Origin of the sequence: Mesorhizobium sp. B3-1-6 (genome assembly GCF_006439555.1) — a bacterium.
In the GTDB taxonomy this organism is placed as follows: Bacteria; Pseudomonadota; Alphaproteobacteria; order Rhizobiales; family Rhizobiaceae; genus Mesorhizobium.
Map to the genome: position 1 here is coordinate 102,370 of NZ_VFTM01000004.1, position 20,840 is coordinate 123,209.

Annotated in this window: 20 protein-coding genes and 1 tRNA gene; 13 read left to right on the forward strand and 8 right to left on the reverse strand. The window is 63.0% G+C overall.

Annotation, left to right across the window (positions count from 1 at the left end; all coding sequences use genetic code 11):
* Window positions 1-381: 381 nt before the first annotated feature.
* Together FJ414_RS05865 and FJ414_RS05870 are read left to right on the forward strand one after the other, a co-directional pair.
* Window positions 382-1,431, forward strand: coding sequence for a low specificity L-threonine aldolase (locus tag FJ414_RS05865; protein WP_140642276.1), 1,050 nt, complete (start codon window positions 382-384; stop codon window positions 1,429-1,431).
* 25 nt (window positions 1,432-1,456) lie between these two features.
* Window positions 1,457-2,344 carry an MBL fold metallo-hydrolase gene (locus FJ414_RS05870; protein WP_140642278.1) on the forward strand — a complete coding sequence of 296 codons (888 nt, stop codon included), beginning with the start codon at window positions 1,457-1,459 and terminating at the stop codon, window positions 2,342-2,344.
* A 6-nt stretch (window positions 2,345-2,350) separates the two neighbouring features.
* Here the strand turns inward: FJ414_RS05870 and FJ414_RS05875 are convergent, their stop codons facing one another.
* Entirely contained in the window at window positions 2,351-3,103 is a 753-nt protein-coding gene (locus FJ414_RS05875; protein WP_140642280.1) for a sulfite exporter TauE/SafE family protein, read from the reverse strand.
* A gap of 133 nt (window positions 3,104-3,236) precedes the next feature.
* Entirely contained in the window at window positions 3,237-3,704 is a 468-nt protein-coding gene (locus FJ414_RS05880) for an Hsp20 family protein (protein WP_140642283.1), read from the reverse strand.
* A gap of 519 nt (window positions 3,705-4,223) precedes the next feature.
* On the opposite strand from FJ414_RS05880, the gene FJ414_RS05885 reads away from it, so the two are divergent.
* Window positions 4,224-5,180 (forward strand): alpha/beta hydrolase, encoded by a 957-nt coding sequence (locus tag FJ414_RS05885; protein WP_140642286.1) that lies wholly within the window; start codon window positions 4,224-4,226, stop codon window positions 5,178-5,180.
* Window positions 5,181-5,225: 45 nt separating this feature from the next.
* On the opposite strand, the gene hisN is transcribed toward FJ414_RS05885, so the two are convergent.
* Both hisN and FJ414_RS05895 read right to left on the reverse strand, forming a co-directional pair.
* The gene (gene hisN, locus FJ414_RS05890) at window positions 5,226-5,999 is read right to left on the reverse strand and encodes a histidinol-phosphatase (RefSeq protein WP_140642288.1); all 774 of its coding nucleotides are present in this window, start codon (window positions 5,997-5,999) and stop codon (window positions 5,226-5,228) included.
* Between the two features lie 354 nt (window positions 6,000-6,353).
* Complete coding sequence (locus FJ414_RS05895) at window positions 6,354-7,295, reverse strand: N-formylglutamate amidohydrolase (RefSeq protein WP_140642290.1); 942 nt, start codon at window positions 7,293-7,295, stop codon at window positions 6,354-6,356.
* Window positions 7,296-7,459: 164 nt separating this feature from the next.
* Here FJ414_RS05895 and FJ414_RS05900 point away from each other — a divergent pair, with 164 nt between their 5' ends.
* Both FJ414_RS05900 and FJ414_RS05905 read left to right on the forward strand, forming a co-directional pair.
* Window positions 7,460-7,822, forward strand: coding sequence for a response regulator (locus FJ414_RS05900; protein WP_006199474.1), 363 nt, complete (start codon window positions 7,460-7,462; stop codon window positions 7,820-7,822).
* Window positions 7,823-7,949: 127 nt separating this feature from the next.
* Window positions 7,950-8,024 (forward strand) — tRNA-Val (locus tag FJ414_RS05905).
* 617 nt (window positions 8,025-8,641) lie between these two features.
* On the opposite strand, the gene FJ414_RS31395 is transcribed toward FJ414_RS05905, so the two are convergent.
* The 4 genes from FJ414_RS31395 to FJ414_RS05920 all read right to left on the reverse strand — a co-directional run bounded on the left by FJ414_RS31395 (window position 8,642) and on the right by FJ414_RS05920 (window position 11,301).
* A complete protein-coding gene (locus FJ414_RS31395; RefSeq protein WP_181175468.1) occupies window positions 8,642-8,809 on the reverse strand; it encodes a hypothetical protein in 168 nt (55 codons plus the stop codon).
* 69 nt (window positions 8,810-8,878) lie between these two features.
* The gene (locus FJ414_RS05910) at window positions 8,879-9,292 is read right to left on the reverse strand and encodes a hypothetical protein (RefSeq protein ID WP_140642292.1); all 414 of its coding nucleotides are present in this window, start codon (window positions 9,290-9,292) and stop codon (window positions 8,879-8,881) included.
* A gap of 377 nt (window positions 9,293-9,669) precedes the next feature.
* Window positions 9,670-9,963 (reverse strand): DUF1330 domain-containing protein, encoded by a 294-nt coding sequence (locus FJ414_RS05915; protein ID WP_140642294.1) that lies wholly within the window; start codon window positions 9,961-9,963, stop codon window positions 9,670-9,672.
* Window positions 9,964-10,146: 183 nt separating this feature from the next.
* On the reverse strand, window positions 10,147-11,301 hold the full coding sequence (locus tag FJ414_RS05920) for a dihydrodipicolinate synthase family protein (protein WP_140642296.1): 1,155 nt from the start codon (window positions 11,299-11,301) through the stop codon (window positions 10,147-10,149).
* A 243-nt stretch (window positions 11,302-11,544) separates the two neighbouring features.
* Here FJ414_RS05920 and FJ414_RS05925 point away from each other — a divergent pair, with 243 nt between their 5' ends.
* From FJ414_RS05925 to FJ414_RS05960, 8 genes are all read left to right on the forward strand, one after another.
* Window positions 11,545-12,588 (forward strand): LacI family DNA-binding transcriptional regulator, encoded by a 1,044-nt coding sequence (locus tag FJ414_RS05925; protein ID WP_140642298.1) that lies wholly within the window; start codon window positions 11,545-11,547, stop codon window positions 12,586-12,588.
* Window positions 12,585-13,601 (forward strand): Gfo/Idh/MocA family oxidoreductase, encoded by a 1,017-nt coding sequence (locus FJ414_RS05930; protein ID WP_140642301.1) that lies wholly within the window; start codon window positions 12,585-12,587, stop codon window positions 13,599-13,601. Before FJ414_RS05925 ends, FJ414_RS05930 begins: the two co-directional genes overlap by 4 nt.
* Window positions 13,598-15,199 carry an acyl CoA:acetate/3-ketoacid CoA transferase gene (locus tag FJ414_RS05935; protein ID WP_140642303.1) on the forward strand — a complete coding sequence of 534 codons (1,602 nt, stop codon included), beginning with the start codon at window positions 13,598-13,600 and terminating at the stop codon, window positions 15,197-15,199. The genes FJ414_RS05930 and FJ414_RS05935 overlap by 4 nt, the downstream gene beginning before the upstream one ends.
* A complete protein-coding gene (locus FJ414_RS05940) occupies window positions 15,192-15,968 on the forward strand; it encodes an enoyl-CoA hydratase/isomerase family protein (protein WP_140642306.1) in 777 nt (258 codons plus the stop codon). The genes FJ414_RS05935 and FJ414_RS05940 overlap by 8 nt, the downstream gene beginning before the upstream one ends.
* 10 nt (window positions 15,969-15,978) lie before the next feature.
* Window positions 15,979-17,490, forward strand: coding sequence for an aldehyde dehydrogenase family protein (locus tag FJ414_RS05945; RefSeq protein WP_140642308.1), 1,512 nt, complete (start codon window positions 15,979-15,981; stop codon window positions 17,488-17,490).
* Window positions 17,491-17,548: 58 nt separating this feature from the next.
* The gene (locus FJ414_RS05950; protein WP_140642310.1) at window positions 17,549-18,802 is read left to right on the forward strand and encodes an ABC transporter substrate-binding protein; all 1,254 of its coding nucleotides are present in this window, start codon (window positions 17,549-17,551) and stop codon (window positions 18,800-18,802) included.
* Between the two features lie 128 nt (window positions 18,803-18,930).
* Complete coding sequence (locus tag FJ414_RS05955; RefSeq protein ID WP_140642312.1) at window positions 18,931-19,890, forward strand: sugar ABC transporter permease; 960 nt, start codon at window positions 18,931-18,933, stop codon at window positions 19,888-19,890.
* Window positions 19,887-20,831 carry a carbohydrate ABC transporter permease gene (locus tag FJ414_RS05960; RefSeq protein ID WP_140642314.1) on the forward strand — a complete coding sequence of 315 codons (945 nt, stop codon included), beginning with the start codon at window positions 19,887-19,889 and terminating at the stop codon, window positions 20,829-20,831. The genes FJ414_RS05955 and FJ414_RS05960 overlap by 4 nt, the downstream gene beginning before the upstream one ends.
* Window positions 20,832-20,840 lie beyond the last annotated feature (9 nt).

The window sequence follows — 20,840 nt, forward strand, 5'->3', positions numbered from 1 at the left end:
GAACCAATCGGCTATACGCCCGGTTCGCATCCGGTATCGTACAGGTCAGAGCCGGGCCGTCTACCCGCCGCTCGCGACAATGGCCGGAATGGCAGCGATGATACGCCAGTCCGGCCTGTTTTGTGCGACAAAATAAGACAGCACTACTGTCCTAAATTTTTTATGACAGAAATCAGACAGCCGCACAAGACCGATTCACAAAAAACTTGGGCGTGCCACGACACAAAATTTCGTGACAAGCGCAGGAAACGCAAGCTTTGGTCCGGGTCCTTTGGCCTCGATTTGCTGGCTTCACCGCTTTGCCGATGATTGGCCCTTGCGCTTCGAGCGCCGAAGCGGTCAAGTCCCGCCGCTTTTGCCAATCACGATATGGATCTTTCGATGTTCTTTGCATCCGACAACTGGGCCGGCGTCCACCCCGACATTTCGGCCAACCTGTCGCGCCATGCCGCCGGCACCGCTGTCGCTTACGGCGACGGCGACCTGGACCGCGCCGTCTATCGCCGCTTCAACGATATCTTCGAACGCGAGGTGCAGGTCTTCTTCGTCGCGACCGGCACGGCAGCCAACGCGCTTTCGATGGCTGCGTTGAACCGCATCGGCGGCATCGCGCTCTGCCATTCCGAAGCGCACATGAATGTCGACGAGTTCGGCGCGATGGGTTTCTACACCAGCGGCGCGCGCATGGCGCCGGTGCCGGGACCGCTGGGACGCATGAACCCGGAGGCTCTCGACCGCGCGATAAGGCGCTATTCGCAGGATCTGGCGCCCGCTGGTCAGCCGATGGCGGTCACCGTAACCCAGGCGACCGAGGTCGGCACGGTCTACAGCGTCGACGACGTTAAGGCGATCGCCGAGGTCAGCCGCCGCCACAAGCTGCCGCTGCACATGGACGGCGCGCGCTTCGCCAATGCGATTGCCGCGACGGGCGTCAGCCCGGCCGAGATGACCTGGAAGAGCGGCGTCGACCTCATCTCCTTCGGCGGCACCAAGAACGGCTGCTGGATGGCCGACGCGGTCGTGGTCCTCAATCCGGACGTCGGCAAGGATTTGCGCCTGCTGCGCCAGCGCGCCGGACAGACCTTCTCCAAGGCCCGCTTCATCTCGGCCCAGTTCGAGGCCTATTTCACCGACGATCTGTGGTTGAGGATGGCCGGGCATGCCAATCAGATGGCTGCACACCTGGCCGAGACGATCGAGGATGCGCCGGCCGGCAAGCTCGCCTGGCTGCCGCAGGCCAATGAGGTCTTCGCCATACTCGGTCGGGCCACGGCGGAAAAGCTGCAGGCGGCCGGCGCCAAATTCTATGAATGGGGCGTGCCGCAGGGTTTCGATGGCCACCTCGGCGACAATGAAGCGATCTACCGCTTCGTCGCCAGCTTCGCCACCACGACGCAAGAGATCGACCGCATCGGCCAACTGCTGGCTTGAGCTTGTAATAGTCGAGGGCAAGCTGATGACCAGACCGCCTCTCGGCTCGACGATGCGGCTGATCCGTCCGGCGCCGAACGTACTCGGCTTCTACGATGGCCGTGTCGATGGCGTACGCATCTGGTCGGACGAGTCGAATTGGCTCGACGACGGCGCTTACACGCTCGGCATCTGCACCTATGCGATCGTCGATGGATCGCAGGCGCTCGTCTACGACACGCACATCTCCCTGCCCCATGCCCGTTTCATCCGGAAAACCCTCGAAGAGCTGGGCGTGACCTCGATACGCGTCGTTCTCAGCCACTGGCATGACGACCATATCGCCGGCAACGAGGTGTTCCAGGACTGCGAGATCATCGCCAATACCCTGACTGCCTCGGCACTCGAACGCGGCCGCGCCGAGATCGAAAGCGGCAACCCGCCGATCAAGCCGCTCGTTATGCCCAACAGGACGTTCGACAACAGCCTCAGCCTGGGAGCGATCCCGATCGAACTGCGCCAGGTCGAAATCCACAGCCATGACGGCACGGTGCTGCTGATGCCCCAAGCTGGCCTGCTGCTTGCGGGCGATACGCTGGAAGATTCCGTCACCTATGTCTCGGAACCGGAGCGTCTGGCGGAACACTTGATCGACCTCGAGCGCATGGCTGGCTGGCGGTTCGATCGAATCCTGCCCAACCACGGTTCCTTCGAGGCAATCGAAGCCGGCGGCTATGACAGAAGCTTCATCGACGCCACCGAGGCTTACGTTCGAAAGCTGCTTGCCTGCCGGCAAGACCCCGACCTAGCCAAGCAGGATCTGCGGACCTTCGGCGCCGAGATTTTTGCGACAACGGCGGTTGAGTATTTTGCGCCTTATGAACCCGTTCACCGGCAGAACGTGGAGGCCGTTATCGCGGCGAAGCGCCGGTAATGTGCGCTAGGCGAGGAAGGGCCGCAGCAACAGCTCGACGCCGAGCAGGACCAGAAAAATCAGGAACCATCGACGGAAAGTCGCTGGGCTGATTTTCTGGCGCAGCACTTGCCCCAGCCACATGCCGAGCAAGGCCGGCAGCACGGCGAGTGAGGACATCGCCAGATGCCCGGCCTCGAAGGCGCCATGCGAGGCAAGGCCTAGCGCCAGGGCGATCGTCGACACCGTGAAGGAGAGGCCGAGCGCCTGGATGAGATCATCGCGGCTCAAGCCCAGCGCCTGGATGTAGGGGACGGCAGGCACGACGAAGACGCCGGTGCCGCCCGTGACCAGGCCGGTGAGGAAACCCACGACCGGCGACGACCAGCGCTCCGCTTTCGCGGGAACGAAAGGCTGCCGCGCGAGCAGGCTGTAGGCGGCATAGACGATCAATGCCGCGCCGAGGCCGGCGGTCGTCCATTTGACGTTGTCGCTGGCGAGCAGCCGCGAACCGGCGATGGTGCCGATCAGGATGCCCGCCATCATCAGCCACAGCCGGCGCAGGATCACGGAAAAACTCGGGCCGGCGAAAAGCTGCCAGACATTGGTGACGAAGGAAGGCACGATGAGCAGCGATGCCGCGGTCACCGGCGGCATGATGGTGCCCAGCAATCCCATCGCCAGCGTCGGCAGGCCCATGCCGGTCACGCCCTTGACGATCCCGGCCAAAAGGAAGGTGATTGCGACGGTGAGCGTCAGCAGCAGGGAAAAATCGGACATCGCCCTTCATGATCCGCCGCCGCATGCTTCAAAAGAGCCAGAAAGGCTCGTTGCGGGTGGCACAAAAAAGCGGCGCCTCTCGGCGCCGCTTCCGTCTCGGGAGGGAGACGTCGTCTGCGATGGAGCCCGCGGATTACGCGGCGGCCTTGGCCTCGATCTGCTTGGCCTTGTCCGAAGACTGGGTAATCGCGATCTTGCGCGGCTTCAGCTCCTCGGGAATGTTACGCTTGAGGTCGACGAAGAGCAGGCCGTTCTTCAGCGTGGCGCCTTCCACTTCGACGTGATCGGCCAGCTGGAAGCGGCGCTCGAAGGAGCGGGAGGCGATGCCGCGATAAAGCAGCTCCGAACCCTCGCCGTTGTTCTCTTCCTTGCGCTCGCCCTTGACGGTCAGCACGTTGCGGTGCGCCTCGATCGAGATCTCGTCTTCGGAGAAGCCGGCAACGGCCATCGAGATGCGATAGGCGTTCTCGCCGGTGCGCTCGATATTATAGGGCGGGTAGGTCTGCGCGGTCTCGGGCTGGCCGAGCGAGTCGAGCATGGTGAACAGCCGGTCGAAGCCGACAGTCGAACGATAAAGCGGGGAAAAATCAACGTGACGCATAGGTGTTCTCCTTTTGAGCAACATGGTTTGCGTGTGACCGGTGCGAAACCCTCGAAAGGCGTTCCGGATGGGCCAGCGGCCCCGACATCGGCGGCCACAACCCTCATTTGGGAAGCTCAAAAAGCCATTTCAAGGTTTTCTTCGCGGTCGCAATGCGGCCACGTTCATGAACGGTGGATGAACCACCGCTTCGGCATCCGTTCAGTCATGCAGCGCTAGGCTTGGTCACGTTCGAGCAATTCCAGGAGAAGTGCGAAGCGGTTTTCCGTCCGAAATTGCGTCAAGACACAGAGACAAGTGGCGCCTCTTTCCCTGCGCCGCGACGAGGCCGAACCGGGTGCAACGTCCCTTCCTCCCGGATCGACAGAGGCCGGAAGTGCGCCGCAGGCACTTCCGGCCTTCCCCCTGCGCTGGCAGCCGCGTAAATCCTCGCAACGCCTTTGCTTTTGCCGCCTGGCCGTCTATCACCATGCCGACGCCTCGCCCGTCCGGGCAAAAGAGCAACCATCGACGCGCCGAATGACGGATCTTTTCCATCACACAGAAGACAATCCCGCGCCGCAGAATGCCGCAGGCGGCTTCTTCATCACGCGCGACGGCAAGAAGATCCGCTACGGCGTCTTTGCCGCTGTCAGCCGCCCGCTGCAGGGCACGGTGGTTCTGCTGACCGGGCGCAACGAATGCATCGAGAAATATTTCGAGACCATTCGCGATCTCGCCGATCGCGGCTTCAGCGTCGCTGTCCTCGACTGGCGCGGCCAAGGCGATTCCAGCCGCCTGCTGCGCGACCGCCAGCGCGGCTATGTCCGCAGCTTTCGCGACTATACGCGCGACCTCGAGCAATTCTTCGAGGAGATCGTGCTGCCTGACTGCCGCGGCCCTTACTACATCCTCGCCCACTCCACGGGCGCGGTGATTGCGCTGCTTGCCTCGCCATCGATGGTCAACCGCGTGCGCCGCATGGTGCTGCTGACGCCCTTCCTCGCGGTGCCCGACCTGCCGGTTTCGATAAGCACGGTGCGGCGCGTCTGCGCGGTCTTCTGCGCGCTGGGTCTCGGCTGGCTCTATGCCGCGCTCGGTCCGCGGCCGAAAGTGCCGCCGCCTTTCGAAATGAACAAGGTGACCTCGGATCCCGGGCGCTACCGACGCAATGTCGGGATCTACGAGGCCTGGCCGCAGCTCGCGCTCGGCGGCCCGACGATCCGCTGGCTGAAGGCCGCCGCTGCCGCCGCGGAAGCCGTCAGCGATCCGGATTTCATGGCCAGGGTGAAGGTGCCGATGCTGATCGTCGCCGCCGGCGCCGACCGGGTGGTCTCGACGAGGGCGGTGGAAGCCTATGCCAGGAAACTGCGCGTCGGCTCGCTGTTGATGATCGACGGCGCCGAGCACGAAATCCTGCAGGAGAAGGACATCTACCGCGAGCAGCTCCTGGCTGCCTTCGACGCCTTCATTCCGGGCACCGGCGACGCTCCCTGAGCGCGATCGAAGTCCTGCGGCGACCAGCCCTTGCCGCTGGGCGCATCAGCCGCGCAGCGCCGCCATCGCCGCCGCGTGAAGCTCGGGCGTCGCCGCTGCCAATACGTCGCCGCCCTTTTCCGCCGGTCCGCCTTCGAAAGTGGTGATGACGCCGCCGGCCTTCTCGATGATCGGGATCAGCGCCACGATATCGTAGGGCTTCAGGCCCGGATCGGCGACGATGTCGATGCTGCCCGCGGCCAGCATGGCGAAGGCGTAGCAGTCGGTGCCGTAGCGGGCGAGTTGCACCTTTGTCTCGAACTGGTCGTAACGCTTGCGCGCATCGCCCTTGAACAGGGCCGGCGTGGTCGTGAACAGCGTCGCTTGCGCAAGGTCGGTCGTCTTGCGGGTCGCGAGCCTGCGCGGGCCGCCCGGTCCCTCGTAGTGCGAGCCGGAAGCGTTGGCGTAGAACAGCTCGCCGGTGAAAGGTTGCGACATCATGCCGGCGACCGCGTCGCCGTCGACGGTGAACCCGACCAGCGTTCCCCACACCGGGACGCCGGAAATGAAGGCGCGGGTACCGTCGATCGGGTCGATCACCCAGACATGCCGGCTGGTGAGGTTCTGGCTGCCATGTTCCTCGCCGAGAATGCCGTGCTCGGGATATTCGGCGGAAATCAGCGCCCGGATCGCGCGCTCCGCCTCGCGATCGGCCTCCGTCACCGGATCGAAGCTTCCCGCAAGCTTGTTGGTGACCACCCCCTGGCTGCGGAAGCGCGGCAAGGTTTCGGCGGCGGCGGCATGCGCGATGCGCCGCATGAAATCGGTGCTGATATCCAAGTCGCTCTCCCCATCGCGGCCTTTGCCAGCCGCTCTTTCTCACGGAACAGCCGCGCTGAAGACCGGCCAGATGCCCGTTTTCTGTTGCCCGAATGTCACATCTGAGCCGCCGAAGCGGAATTTCCACATCATATTGAATTAAAAAAGCCTGCTGTCGATTGACATTTGTGCGGCGCACAATAATTTTGTCATCGGACAGGTTTTCCTGTCCATGCCCTCCTTGGGCGTTTCCTCCCTAGACTTCGACCGTGTCGTGAAAACGATGCGGTCTTTTTTTCGAGCAATTCCAGGAAAAGTGTGAAGCGGTTTTCCGTCCGGAATTGCGTTTATAAGAACTCGGCGCCGACCGCGCCGTCATTCCGCCGCGAGCGGCAAATCGACGAAATGATGGTCGGGCATCGACATCAAATCGGCCGAGAAGCGGGTCAGGTTGCAGGCCAAAGCGTCGAAGCCGGCCGATTTCTGGAACGTCCGCTCATCCATGTAAAGCCCGCGATTGACCTCGATCTGCAGCGCATGCAGATGCCTTGCCGGCCTGCCATAATGCTCGGTGATGAAGCCTCCGGCATAGGGCTTGTTGTGCGCGACCGAGTAGCCCATGTCGACAAGCAGGCTGATGGCCATCTCGGTGAGCGCCGGCGATGCCGAAATGCCGAACCGGTCGCCGATGATGAAGTCGGGCCGCACACCATTGTCGCCGACGCGGATGCTGGCCGGCATCGAATGGCAATCGATCAGCACGGCATAGCCGAACCTGGCATGCGTCCTGGTCAGGAGCCGCTTAAGCGTCTCGTGATAGGGCTTGTACACCGCTTCGACGCGTCCCACCGCCTCGGCCAGCGGCAGCCGGCCAGGATAGATATCAAGCCCCTCGCCGACCAGTTTCGGCACCGTGCCGAGCCCGCCGGCGACACGCGCCGAGCGGATGTTGCAGAAGGACGGCACTGGCTCCGCGAACATGCGCGGATCGAGTTCCCAGGGCTCGCGGTTGACGTCGAGATAGGCACGCGGAAAATTGGCGGCCAGCAACGGCGCGCCGAGCGCCACGGCGCCGCCGAAGAGCTCCTCGACATAGCAGTCCTCCGACCGGCGAATGGCGTTGCGGTCGAGCCGCGCCATGGCCAGGAAGCGCTCCGGATAGTGGCGGCCGCTATGCGGTGAGTTGAACAGGAAAGGCACGCGCTGTTCGGCGCCCGATCGGATTTCGAAGGGTGGAACGACCGAAAAATCCTCGGCTGCCGTCTTCAATTTGTACGAACCAGGAAACAGCACTGCATCATGGCATGAAATTGCCATCTTGCGCCCGGCATGTCCAGCATTTCAGGCGGTGAAACCGCGCCCCGAGCCGGATGTCGGATGCCCTTCATTCACTTGATGTTTACCGGCGCGACCGCATATACAGAATGGTTAACGGTCTTGCCCGGCGGCAGGCTTGGGGCGGGTGATTCGGACGGGATATGATGGCACGCATTCTGCTGGCGGAAGACGATGACGATATGCGCCGCTTCCTCGTCAAGGCGCTGGAGCGCGCCGGCTACCAGGTAAGCGATTTCGACAATGGCGCCAGCGCCTATGAGCGGCTGCGCGAGGAACCATTTTCGCTGCTCCTGACCGACATCGTCATGCCGGAGATGGATGGCATCGAGCTGGCCCGCCGCGCCACCGAGATCGATCCGGACCTCAAGGTGATGTTCATCACCGGCTTTGCCGCGGTCGCGCTCAATCCCGATTCCAAGGCACCCAAGGACGCCAAGGTGCTGTCGAAGCCCTTCCATCTGCGCGATCTCGTCAACGAGGTCGAGAAGATGCTGCAGGCGGCCTGAGCCGTCTTCTGGTTCGCATTGAGGCCCCATCGGCAGGCGCTTCGCCGATGCGACAAACGGAAGCCGTCTTTCCACATTCCCGCTATTGACGCGCCGGATCAAAAGTGGTGTATGCGCGGCTTCGGATGGGCGTGTAGCTCAGCGGGAGAGCACTGCATTGACATTGCAGGGGTCACAAGTTCAATCCTTGTCACGCCCACCATCCTTCCAATAACTTCGCCGATCTCCGGCACTAGACCCCGAGCACACCGGCTAGGAGCATTGCAGCCACTGGTCGCGCCCGGTGGCGACGTGAGCAGGCGGCGTCTTAATATTTGTGAAAGTGCACGCAGCCGTGCTGCGATGGATTCCCCTCGCTGAACAGCCCGTAGGCCTCTGTCGGCGGGATTTTTGTTGCGCGGCCTAATTTCATTAGTTGTCACTAAAATCATTGATGCAGAAACCTGCCAATTGGCGCATAATATTCGCCTGCCCCGCGCAGCAATCCGGGGTAAGGGCCCGGCCTGTCTGCCCTAGTCCCCCGACTTCCCGCAGGCCGGGTATCGTATGTCTGGCCAGCTAATTCCGCCTGGGCGCCTTGTCGGCAACGAAGGGCGCCAGCGCGTCGGAGCAGCGCAAGAACTGGACGCCTTCCCCATAGAGCGGCCCGACAGTTCCGCGTTGGGGTTTGCGTTGGGTTGAACCGCCGGGCCTAACCGACTCGGTAAGGGTGAGTCGGCCAAAGAGAAGGCTAAATTAGCATCCATGCATTGATATAGATTTCTATGCCTTTCCACTGGTTTCGTTGGCCGGATACGCGGCTTGCGCAATGTTGCTCAATCATATGACAGGGCTCGTCTGAACTAAGGCGGCAAGAGCAGCACGGCCATGAGAGCGTTTGCTGCCATCCCGATCATAATCGCGCTGCCGGTAGCGCCAAACTGCGATGGCGAGCATCACGGCGCCGATGGCGGCGATGTAGGTTGAGACGGGATCGATAGCGTTCAAGGTGCGTCCGCGGCGATGGTGAACGGGCGGGTGGTGGCCGTGGTGCCCTCCGAGGGAACGCGAATTGCGCTACTCAACCTTCACGTTGATCGTGATGCTGTAGGATGCGCCATCGTATGTGTGTACCGACAGGGCGATCTGGTCATGGCCTTTGAACCCTGACATGGACCGGTACAGCACCTTTATGCCGTCCACCTTACGGAAATCGCATTTCCATCGAATGTTGCTTTTGGTGAAGTGAGGAAACGTCTTCGCGTTGACGATGGAGATTTTCCCGTGACTCGGTCCGGAAACCGCCTTCAGATCGACCGGGCCCGCGTTCGAGCAGTCGGGGTTAACGCTAGCTCCGTCGTAGACTTTGATTTCCTTCCCCGAAAGCGCTGTCCTTTCGAGGGTTTTCGAGTTCCCCCATGCGGCGGCCTGGCCTGCACCAAGTCCCAAAAAAATAAGCGCGATCCCAACAGCAGTAACGCGGTAGCCCATCTTTGTTGCCCCTTCGTTGAAGTAGATATCCCGAGTGTTCTAGAGGCGTCCCGGCAAAACGCCATGTGTCGTGCTATCAAATGACCGTTATTCGCGAAGAATTCGATAACCGCTCGATTGAGTATCGTATTTTGCCGGCCCGCCGAAACGGCACCTTTTCCTTTGGCTGACACACAGGGAAGATCGCACTCTCTGGCACAGGAACGGCACAGATATTTCGAATGTTTTTGCTCTGTTCACGTTCATTTTTGGCCCATTTCGCAATGAAATCAGAGAACGAACTGCATTGACATTGCAGGGGCCACAAGTTCAATCCTTGTCACGCCTTCCGAATAACTTAGTCAAGCCATCTGGCTGAGAACACTCCGGCGGCTCAACTACTTGAGATCCCCTTCGAACATCACGAGCACGCGGTTCGACGCCTTGAGCGCGAAGCGCATGGCTTCCTCATAATCCGGGTCCGCGTAACAGGCCTTGGCGATCTCCAGCGACGGAAATTCCACAAGGACCATGCGCTTGGCATCGCGCGCCTCGACGAGCAGAGGCGGCTGCTTTGTCGTGTTCGTTCGTGCCTGATATTTTTCGCCGATCGGCATCCAGAGGCGGCTGTACTCGGCCTGCGCCTCCTGGTCCGAAATCTTGGTTCCGACGATGAGCCAGTATCCTTTCACGCTGAAGCGCTCTCCCTGATAATTGCCGGCCTACACCATGAACTCGCCGATTGAACGCGTCTCGTTCGGACCGATCGCCGATCTTGGCAGCCGCCGCGATCGCCGCATTGCCGCGCTCATCCTGAATTTGGGAAGCGAATACGATTTGCCGGCGGAACGCAAATCCCCTCACGGGGGATCGGCTCAGACGCCCGCCGTCGCCAGCAGTGCCTTCATCCTGGCGGTAGCAAGATCGGGGTCTGCCAGCAGGCCGGCCTGGTCGGAGAGCCGGAAGACGTCCGCGTAATGGCATATGCCGCGCGCCGACTGCATGCCTCCGACCATCGTGAAATGATCCTGATGCCCGTTCAGCCAGGCCATGAAGACGATGCCGGCCTTGTAGTATTCTGTCGGCGCTTCGAAGATCTTGCGCGACAGCGGCACGGTCGGCGCCATCAGCGCGTCGTAACGAGCCTTGTCACCGTCTGCCAGCTTCGCCAGCGCGGCATTTGCCACCGGCGCGATGGCGTCGAAGATGCCGAGCAGCGCGTGCGAGTGTTTCCTGCCGTCGCCGGCGATCAGTTCCGGATAATTGAAATCGTCGCCGGTGAACATCACCACCCCGCCGGGCAGCCGGTCGCGCAGCAGCACTTCCTTCTCGGCATCGAGCAGCGATATCTTTATGCCCTCGACCTTGTCGGCGTGCCGCTCGATGATGGCGACGACCGTGTCGAGCGCGGCGTCGAAGTCGTTGCTGCCCCAGTAGCCCTTGAGCGCCGGATCGAACATGTCGCCCAGCCAGTGCAGGATGACCTTGCCCGACGCCTGGGAGAGCATGCGGTCGTAGACGCGGGCATAATCGTCGGGCCCCTTGGCCACCGCCGCCAGAGCGCGGCTCGCCATCATGATCGCCTTGCCGCCCTCGCCTTCGATGAAGGCGAATTGGTCTTCATAGGCGCGGATGACGTCGTCGAGCGTCTTGGCCGCAGCCGGCGCAAGGTGATCTGTCCCCGCCCCCGATGCGAGGTCGGCGCCCGGCACCGTTTTAGCCTCCGCGATCGAGCGTCGGATCAGTTCCTTCGCGCTCGCCCAGTCGAAACCCATGCCGCGCTGGGACGTGTCCATGGCCTCGGCGATGCGGAAGCCGAGCCGCCACAGATGATGGCGAAACGCCATCGTCCTGTCCCAGTCGACCGCTGGCCGAGACCAGGGATTGGTCATGGCGATGGGATCGGCAACGACATGGGCGGCGGCATAGGCGATGCGTGAAAACCGCGCGCCCATGCTCGGTTCGACCGGTTTGCCGACGAGGCGGTAGCTGACCCGGCCGCAGTTTGCCGCAGGCAAGATGATGTCCATGGAACTCTCCCGTTGCGGCCGCTATAAATGGAACGTTCCAATAAATCAAGAACCTTTATGATTCAAGGCGCCCCAGCCGGTGAAGCATCGTGTCTCTAGAGGATAATCCTTGCATTCATTGAGATTTTGAACCGCTCCAATCAATTTTTTGAATCTTATCGGAATCGCAATTGACTCTGATTTCGAACGATGATTAGAACGTTCCAATAAATTCGTTCAAAAAACACGGAGGACGGGACGAGGATGGCCAGCCGGGCCAAGGCAACGATCCTGGACATCGCCCGCGAGGCCGGCGTGTCCAAATCGACGGTGTCGCTCGTGCTGCAGGGCAGCGGGCTGATCCGGCCTGAAACCGCGACCAAGGTGCGCAAGGCGATCGAGGATGTCGGCTATGTCTACAACCGCGGCGCCGCCAATCTGCGCAAGGCCCATTCCAACGTCATCGGCATGGTGATCAACGATCTCACCAACCCCTTCTTCGCCGAGCTTGCCGTTGGCATGGAGCGCGTCTTCCAGGCGGCGGGCGTCGTCCCCTTCATTGCCAACACGGCGGAAAACCCGGTGCGCCAGGAAGAGGTGCTGAAATCGCTGATGGAGCAGGGTGTCGCCGGACTGATCGTCTCGCCGGCGCGCGGCACCACGCCGGGCGCCTTCCGCCGCATCGAGACGGCCGGAGTGCCGATCGTCTTTGCCATGCGCCGCCTGCCCGACAGCCGCATCCCGGTGATCGCGCCGGACAATCATCGCGGCGCGGTGCTTGCCACCGAGCATCTGATCCGCAAGGGCCATCGCCGCCTGGCGTTCTTCGGCGGCTCGTCCGATCTCGTCGTCTATCACGAGCGCCTGGGCGGCTTCCTCGAGGCTTGCGAAACGATCGGCATTCCGGCCTCCGACCGGCTGATCGTCGAGGGCGAGACCAGCCGCAAGGGAGGCATGGCCTGCCTGGAGACTGCGCTCGCCGCGGCCGAACCGCCAACTGCGGCACTCTGCTTCAACGACGCGGTCGCCTTCGGCGCCATGCTGGCGCTGCGTCGTCGCAATCTGGAAGCAGGAGCGGACTTTGCCGTCGTCGGCTTCGACGACGTCGCCGAGGCCGAGCACTACAGTCCGGCGCTGACCAGCGTTGCCGTCGACACAGCGGGTCTCGGCGAACGCGCGGCCCACGTCATGCTGAAGATGATTCAGTCGCGCACCACGCGCGCCGAGGACCATATCGGCGCCGTCAGCCTGGTCGTGCGGGAAAGCAGCGGCCCGGAACGCAACAGCCAGGTGGGAGACGCGGCATGAGAGTGCGATGGGGATTGATCGGCGCGAGCACGATCGCCAGACAGTTCGTGATCGATGCCATCCGCGCGCAGGCCGATGGCGAGGTCGCCGCCGTGATGAGCTCGAATCCCGAGCGCGCCAAGACCTATGCCGGTGAGAACGGCATTGCGGCCGCCGTCTCGACCCTCGACGCGCTGCTCGACGCCGACATCGACGTCGTCTACATCTCGACCACCAACGAACTGCATCTCGAGCAGGGTCTTGCTGCAATCAAGGCCGGCAAGCATGTGCTGTGCGAAAAGCCGCTGGCGCTGACCAGCGCCGATGCCCGCAAGATGGTTGCGGCAGCCAAGGCCGCCGGCATCGTCTTCGGCACCAACCACCATTTGCGCAATGCCGGCGCTCATCGCGCCATGCGCGAGGCGATTGCCGCCGGCCGCATCGGCAAGCCAGTCGCGGCGCGCGTCTTCCACTCCGTCTACCTGCCGGAGAACCTGCAGGGCTGGCGCATCGCCAAACCCGAGGCCGGCGGCGGCGTGGTGCTCGACATCACCGTGCATGATGCCGACACGCTGCGCTTCGTGCTCGGCGACGATCCTGTCGAGATTTCGGCCTTCACGCAGTCGGCAGGCATGGCCGGCGGCGGCCTGGAGGACGGTGCAATGTGCATCTGGCGCTTCAAGTCGGGCGTCATCGCGCAGTCGCATGAAGGCTTCACGACAAAATTCGCCGGCACCGGCTTCGAGGTGCATGGCTCGGAAGGCTCGCTGATCGCCACCAATGTGATGACGCAGAAGCCGGTCGGCTCGGTGCTGCTGCGCACGGCCAAGGGCGAAGAAGAATTGAGCTTCGACCGCGAGGACCTCTACGCCCGCTCGCTGCGCCAGTTCCATGCCGCGATCCGCGGCGAAGGCCAGCCTTCGGCCACTGGCGAGGACGGCATCTGGTCGCTGGCCTCCGCCGAAGCGGCTTTGCAGTCGGCGAAGACCGGCAAGACTGTTTCGATCGATCCGAAACTCGGGAGCGGAAATTGAGCAAGGTTGTTTCCGCGGCCCAGGTCGCCAGCCTGATCAAGGACGGCATGGTCGTCTCTGTGTCGTCGTCGAGCGGCCTTGGCTGCCCGGACGCCGTGCTTGCCGCGATCGGCGAGCGTTTCGACGCGGAGGGCCATCCGAAGGCGATCACCACGCTGCACCCGATCGCCGCCGGCGACATGTACGGCATCAAGGGCATCGACCATCTCGCCAAGCCGGGTCTGTTGAAACGCACGCTTTGCGGCTCCTATCCGTCCGGCCCCTCCTCCGCCGAGCCGCCGCGGATCTGGAAGATGATCGGCGACAATTCCGTCGCCGCCTACAACGTGCCATCCGGCATCCTGTTCGACATGCATCGCGAGGCCGCCGCCAAGCGCCCCGGCGTGCTGACCAAGGTCGGCCTCGACACGTTCGCCGATCCGCGTCACCAGGGCTGCGCCATGAATGCGGCGGCCAGCGAGCCGATCGTTTCGGTTGAGCAGTTCGACGGCGAGGAATGGCTCTATTTCCGCGCCATCGTCCCCAACATCTCGATCATTCGCGCCACCACGGCCGACGAGCGCGGCAACCTGACCTACGAGCATGAGGGCGCCTATCTCGGCGGCCTGGAGCAGGCGCTGGCGGCCCGCAACAATGGCGGCATCGTCATCGCGCAGGTCAAGCGCGTGGTCGAGAACGGCACGCTGAAACCGCATGACGTGCGCGTGCCCGGCGTCCTGGTCGACCACATCGTGGTGGCGCCCGACCAGCTGCAGACGACGCAGACCCCTTACGATCCGGCGATCTCGGGCGAAATCTTCCGGCCGCTGTCGAGCTTCCGCAATGCCGAGATGAACGTGCAGAAGGTGATCGCGCGCCGCGTCGCCATGGAATTGCGCGACGGTATGGCCGTCAACATCGGCTTCGGCATCTCGGCCAACGTGCCGCGCATCCTTCTCGAAGAAGGCCAGCACGGCAAGGTCACCTGGGTGATCGAGCAGGGCGCGGTCGGCGGCGTGCCGCTGCTCGACTTCAAGTTCGGCTGCGCCTCCAACGCCGAGGCGATCATGCCTTCGCCGCACCAGTTCATTTACTTCCAGGCCGGCGGCTTCGACGCCTCGCTGCTCTCCTTCCTGCAGATCGACCGCCACGGCTCGGTTAACGTCTCGAAGCTTTCGGCGCGGCCGCATGTGACGGCCGGCGCCGGCGGCTTCGTCGACATCACGGCGCGGGCGAAGAAGATCGTCTTTTCCGGCTTCTTCAATGCCGGCGCCAAGCTCTCTCTGGCTGACGGTGCCATCCGCATCGATCAGGAAGGCAAGGTCAAGAAGGTTGTCGAGGAGGTCGAGCACATCTCCTTCTCGGGAAAACGCGCCGTCGCGCAAGGCCAGGACATCACCTATGTCACCGAACGCTGCGTGATGAAGCTGACCCCCGACGGCCTGATGGTGACGGAGTTGGCGCCCGGCATCGACCTCGAGCGCGACGTGCTGGCGCAGGCCGAGATCCCGCTTGGCGTCGCCAATGACCTCAAGATGACGCCTGCGGCGCTCTATCAGGACCGGACGATCGGCCTGACGCTCAATGGCGGCGCCTCGCTCGGAGGCGCGCATGGCTGAGCGTCTCGTCACCTTCGAACAGGACGGCGCCGTCGGCATCATCACACTGCGGCGGCCGGATAAATTCAACGCGCTCGACATCCCGATGCTGCGTGCGCTCGAAGCAGCGCTTGACGAAGCGGAATTGGCCGAGGGCGTTCGCGCCGTGCTCATCGGTGGCGATGGCAAGGGCTTTTGCGCCGGCGGCGACGTCGAGGCCTGGGGGACGATGAGCGCGGCCGATTTCCAGGTGCAATGGGTCCGCTACGGCCACCGCGTCTTCGACCGGCTGGCGCGCCTGCGGCAACCGACAATCGCGGTGCTGTCCGGCCATGCGCTGGGCGGCGGGCTGGAACTGGCGGCGGCCTGCGATTTCCGCGTCGCCGAAACCCAGGTGAAGCTGGGCTTCCCGGAAACCTCCATCGGCGTCGTGCCCGGCTGGTCCGGCACGCAGCGCGCCGTGCGCCGCTTTGGCGCGCAAGTGGTGCGGCGCATGGCGCTGGGTGGCGAGATTTTGCTGGCCTCTGACGCGCTTGCGCTCGGCGTCGTAGACCGTGTCGTAGAAACCGGCAAGGCGTTCGACGAAGCGAAAGCTTGGGGAGAAAAAATCGCCGAGCGCGGGCCGCTGGCAACCGAGGCCGCCAAGCTGATGATCGGCATTGCCGAGGGCGAGGAAAACGCCGCCGCGACCGAGGCGCTGGCCAGTGGTTTCATAGCGCTCACCGCCGACCTGAAAACCGGCGTTAGCGCCTTCAAGGCCAAGCAGAAACCGGCCTTTTCGAGATCCTAGAGAAGAGACGATGAACGCACCGCTCAACATTGTCATGCCGGCCGAGGCGTCCCAGGCGCCCAAGACCTACAAGCTCCTGATCGACGGCAAGCATATCGAAGCGCGCGATGGCCGCGCGATCGAGCGCGCCAGCCCCGGCCATGGCTTTGTCGTGTCCCGCTATGCGCAAGCAGGCGCAGCGGACGTCGAGGCTGCGGTTCGGGCGGTGCACAAGGCTTTCGAGACCGGCCCGTGGCCACGCATGAAAGCATCGGAACGCGCGGCGGTTCTGCTGAAGACGGCCGACCTGATCGAGACTCGGCTGGAAGAGATCGCCCGCCTCGATGCGCTGGAATCCGGCAAGCCGATCGCCCAGGCGCGCGGCGAGATCGGCGGCGCGATCGACATCTGGCGCTATGCCGCCTCGCTCGCCCGCACGCTACATGGCGAAAGCTACGCCAATCTCGGCGACGATATGCTGGGCGTCGTGCTGCGCGAGCCGATCGGCGTCGTCTCGATCATCACGCCGTGGAATTTCCCCTTCCTGATCGTCAGCCAGAAGCTGCCCTTCGCGCTCGCCGCCGGCTGCACGGCGGTGGTGAAGCCGAGCGAGATGACGTCGGCCTCGACCTTCGTGCTCGGCGACATCCTGCTCGAGGCAGGGCTTCCTGCAGGCGTCGTCAACATCCTTGCCGGCTTCGGCGCCGATGTCGGCGCGCCGATGGTCAGCCATCCGCTGGTCGAGATGGTGTCCTTCACCGGCTCGACCCGCGTTGGCAAGATGACCATGGCCGCCGCTTCCGATTCCTTGAAGAAGGTCTCGATGGAACTCGGCGGCAAGAACGGCCAGATCGTCTTCCCCGACGCCGACCTCGAAGCCGCGGCGGATGCCGCGGTGTTCGGGGGCTTCTTCAACGCCGGCGAATGCTGCAATGCCGGCAGCCGCCTGATCGTGCATGAGGCGATTGCCGACGACTTCCTCAACGCGGTCAAGACGCTGTCCCAGAAGGTCCGCGTCGGCGATCCGCTCGACGACCGCACCAAGGTCGGCGCGATGATCTCGGCCGATCATGTGGAAAAGGTAGCCGGCTATGTAACGGCGGCGAAAACAGACGGCGGCAACGTTTTCACCGGCGGCGCCCGGCTTGCATCCAATGCCGGCCAATATCTCGATCCGACCATCATCCGTAACGTTACAGAGGATATGGCGATCGCGCGCGAGGAAGTGTTCGGACCGGTGCTGTCCGTGCTCACTTTTGAAACGATTGAAAAGGCATTGCACATTGCCAACAACACGCCCTATGGTTTGTCTGCAGGGGTGTGGAGCGCCGGCGTCGACACGTGCATGTCGGTGGCGCGCGGTGTGCGTTCGGGGACGGTTTGGGTGAATACGTTCATGGAAGGTTATCCCGAACTGCCCTTCGGCGGCTACAAGCAGTCCGGTCTGGGACGCGAACTCGGCAAGCGCGCAGTCGAGGACTATACCGAGGAAAAGACCATCCAGTTTCATCGCGGCCAGCGCACCGGGTGGTGGGTCGGCTGAGTTGGGAGACCCCGGCGGACACCCGCCGGTTATGTGTATGCAACAAGGGAGGTAGTACATGTTGCGCAAACTGCTTATCGGAACGGCTCTTGCGACGAGCTTTGCGTTCTCGGCGCATGCCGCGGACGTCAAGGAAGTGCAGATGCTGCATTGGTGGACGTCGGGCGGCGAAGCGGCTGCTCTGAACGTGCTGAAGCAGGATCTGGCCAAGGAAGGCTATGCCTGGAAGGACGTGCCGGTGGCCGGCGGCGGCGGCGACGCCGCCATGACCGCGCTGAAGGCGATGGTCGCGGCCGGCAACTATCCGACCGCATCGCAGATGCTCGGCTACACCGTGCTCGACTACGCCGCCGCCGGCGTCATGGGCGACCTGACCGAGACCGCCAAGAAGGAAGGCTGGGACAAGTCGGTTCCGGCCGCCCTGCAGAAGTTCTCCGTCTATGACGGCAAGTGGGTCGCGGCTCCGGTCAACGTCCACTCGGTCAACTGGCTGTGGATCAACAAGGCGGTGATGGACAAGATCGGCGGCACCGAGCCGAAGACATTCGACGACTTCGTGGCCCTGCTCGACAAGGCCAAGGCGGCCGGCGTCACCCCGCTGGCACTCGGTGGCCAGAACTGGCAGGAAGCCACCATGTTCGACTCCGTCGTGCTGTCGACCGGCGGTCCGGAGTTCTACAAGAAGGCGATGAACGACCTCGATGAAGAGTCGCTCAAGTCCGACACGATGAAGAAGTCGTTCGACAACCTCGCCAAGCTGGTCACCTATGTCGACCCGAACTTCTCGGGCCGCGACTGGAACCTCGCCACCGCCATGGTCATCAAGGGCGACGCGCTGGTTCAGGTCATGGGCGACTGGGCCAAGGGCGAGTTCCACGCCGCCAACAAGACCCCGGGCACCGACTTCCTCTGCTATCGCTTCCCCGGCACCGACGGCTCGGTGATCTACAACTCCGACATGTTCGGCATGTTCAACGTTCCGGACGACCGCAAGGCCGCCCAGGTCGCTCTGGCCACTGCCACCCTGTCGAAGAGCTTCCAGTCGGCCTTCAACGTGGTGAAGGGTTCTGTCCCGGCCCGCACCGACGTGCCGGACACCGACTTCGATGCTTGCGGCAAGAAGGGCATCGCCGACCTGAAGAAGGCCAATGAAGGCGGCACATTGTTCGGCTCGCTGGCGCAGGGCTACGGCGCCCCGCCGGCCGTCGCCAACGCCTACAAGGATGTCGTGTCGAAGTTCGTCCATGGTCAGATCAAGACCTCCGACGAAGCCGTGACCGAGTTGGTCAAGGCGATCGACGACGCAAAGTAAGCGCGCCTTGAACTGAGCCTCCCCTGCCCTGGCGGGGGAGGTCTCCTACCGAAGCAAGGTCCGGGATTGCTCGGGCTGGCGCGGTTCGCGCCGGTCGGTCCCGTGACAAACCGGTACTGGACAAGCGGATGAGCACAGTTGCCGAAACCCAGATCAAGCTGACACCGGAGCACGACGCCCGCCCTGGCGCGTCGGTCCGTTCGCGGCTGCAGGACCTGCTGCCGAAGATCGTGTTGGCGCCAAGCTTCGCGGCGACGATCGTCTTCGTCTACGGTTTCATCCTGTGGACGATCTATCTGTCCTTCACCAATTCCAAGACCTTCCCGTCCTATGCCATCACCGGCCCCCGCGCCTATCAGCGGCTATGGCGCTGGACCTTCGAGAGCGACCCGCCGTCGAGCTGGTACACCTCGATCACCAATATGGGCATCTTCGGCTTCCTTTATATCGGAATCTGCCTGGCGCTCGGCCTGTTCCTGGCCATTCTGCTCGACCAGAAGATCCGCGGCGAAGGTGTCTTGAGGCCGATCTACCTCTACCCGATGGCGCTCTCCTTCATCGTCACCGGCGTCGCCTGGAAATGGTTCCTCGACCCCGGCCTCGGGCTGGAACAGACGCTGCATCAATGGGGCTGGACGAGCTTCCATTTCGACTGGATCAAGAACAAGGATTTCGTCATCTACACGGTGGTGATCGCCGGCGTCTGGCAGGCTTCCGGCTTCGTCATGGCGATGTTCCTGGCCGGGCTTCGCGGCATCGACGGCGAGATCATGAAGGCGGCGCAGATCGACGGCGCATCCACCTTCCAGCTCTACCGCCGCATCGTCATCCCGCTGCTGCGGCCCGTCTTCCTGTCGGCCTTCATCGTGCTCGCGCACCTCGCCATCAAGTCCTATGACTTGGTGGTGGCGCTGACCAGCGGCGGCCCCGGCGGCTCGGCCTGGCTGCCCTCCAACTTCATGTATGAGTTCACCTTCAAGCGCAACGAAATGGCGGTCGGCTCGGCAAGCGCGGTGATCATGCTGATGACCATCACGGCCATCATCGTTCCGTATCTTTACTCCGAGCTCAGGGAGAAGTCGCGATGAGCGCCGTCACTTCACCCGCCCGCCAGGCCACAAGCGGCGTCCGTGCCAGAACGTTCAACCGCATCGTGATCTACGGGCTGCTCGCGCTGTTCGCGATCTTCTATTTGATGCCGCTCTTCGTCATGCTGGTCACCTCGTTCAAGACCATGGACGAGATCCAGAACGGCAACATGCTGTCGCTGCCGCATGCCCCGACCTTCGCACCATGGATAAAGGCATGGAGCGAAGTTTGCTCGGGCCTGACTTGCGTCGGCATGAAGGGCTACTTCTGGAACTCCATCAAGATGGTCGTGCCGGCGGTGCTGATCTCGACGCTGCTTGGCGCACTCAACGGTTATGTGCTGACCAAATGGCGCTTCCGCGGCCACACCCTGGTCTTCGCCATGATGCTGTTCGCCTGCTTCATTCCATTCCAGTCGGTGCTGTTGCCGATGGCAACGATTCTGGGCAGCCTTGGCCGCTTCGGTGTCACCCTGCAGAACGCCACCGGCTTTAATTTCGGCCTCGGCAATTCGACCGTCAATCTCGTCTTCGTCCACGTGGTCTACGGCCTCGGCTTCACCACGCTCTTCTTCCGCAACTACTACGAGGCCTTCCCAACCGAGTTGATCAAGGCGGCACAGGTCGACGGCGCCTCCTTCTTCCAGATATTTCGGCGCATCATGCTGCCCAATTCGCTGCCGATCATCGTTGTGACGGTGATCTACCAGTTCACCAACATCTGGAATGACTTCCTGTTCGCCTCAGCCTATGCCGGGTCCGGCGACGTGATGCCGATGACGGTGGCGCTGAACAATGTCGTCAATACTTCGACCGGCGTCGTCGAATACAACGTCAACATGGCGGCGGCGATGATTGCCGCGCTCCCCACACTGATCGTCTATGTCGTCGCCGGCCGCTATTTCGTGCGCGGGCTGATGGCGGGCGCGGTCAAGGGCTGACCCTATTTT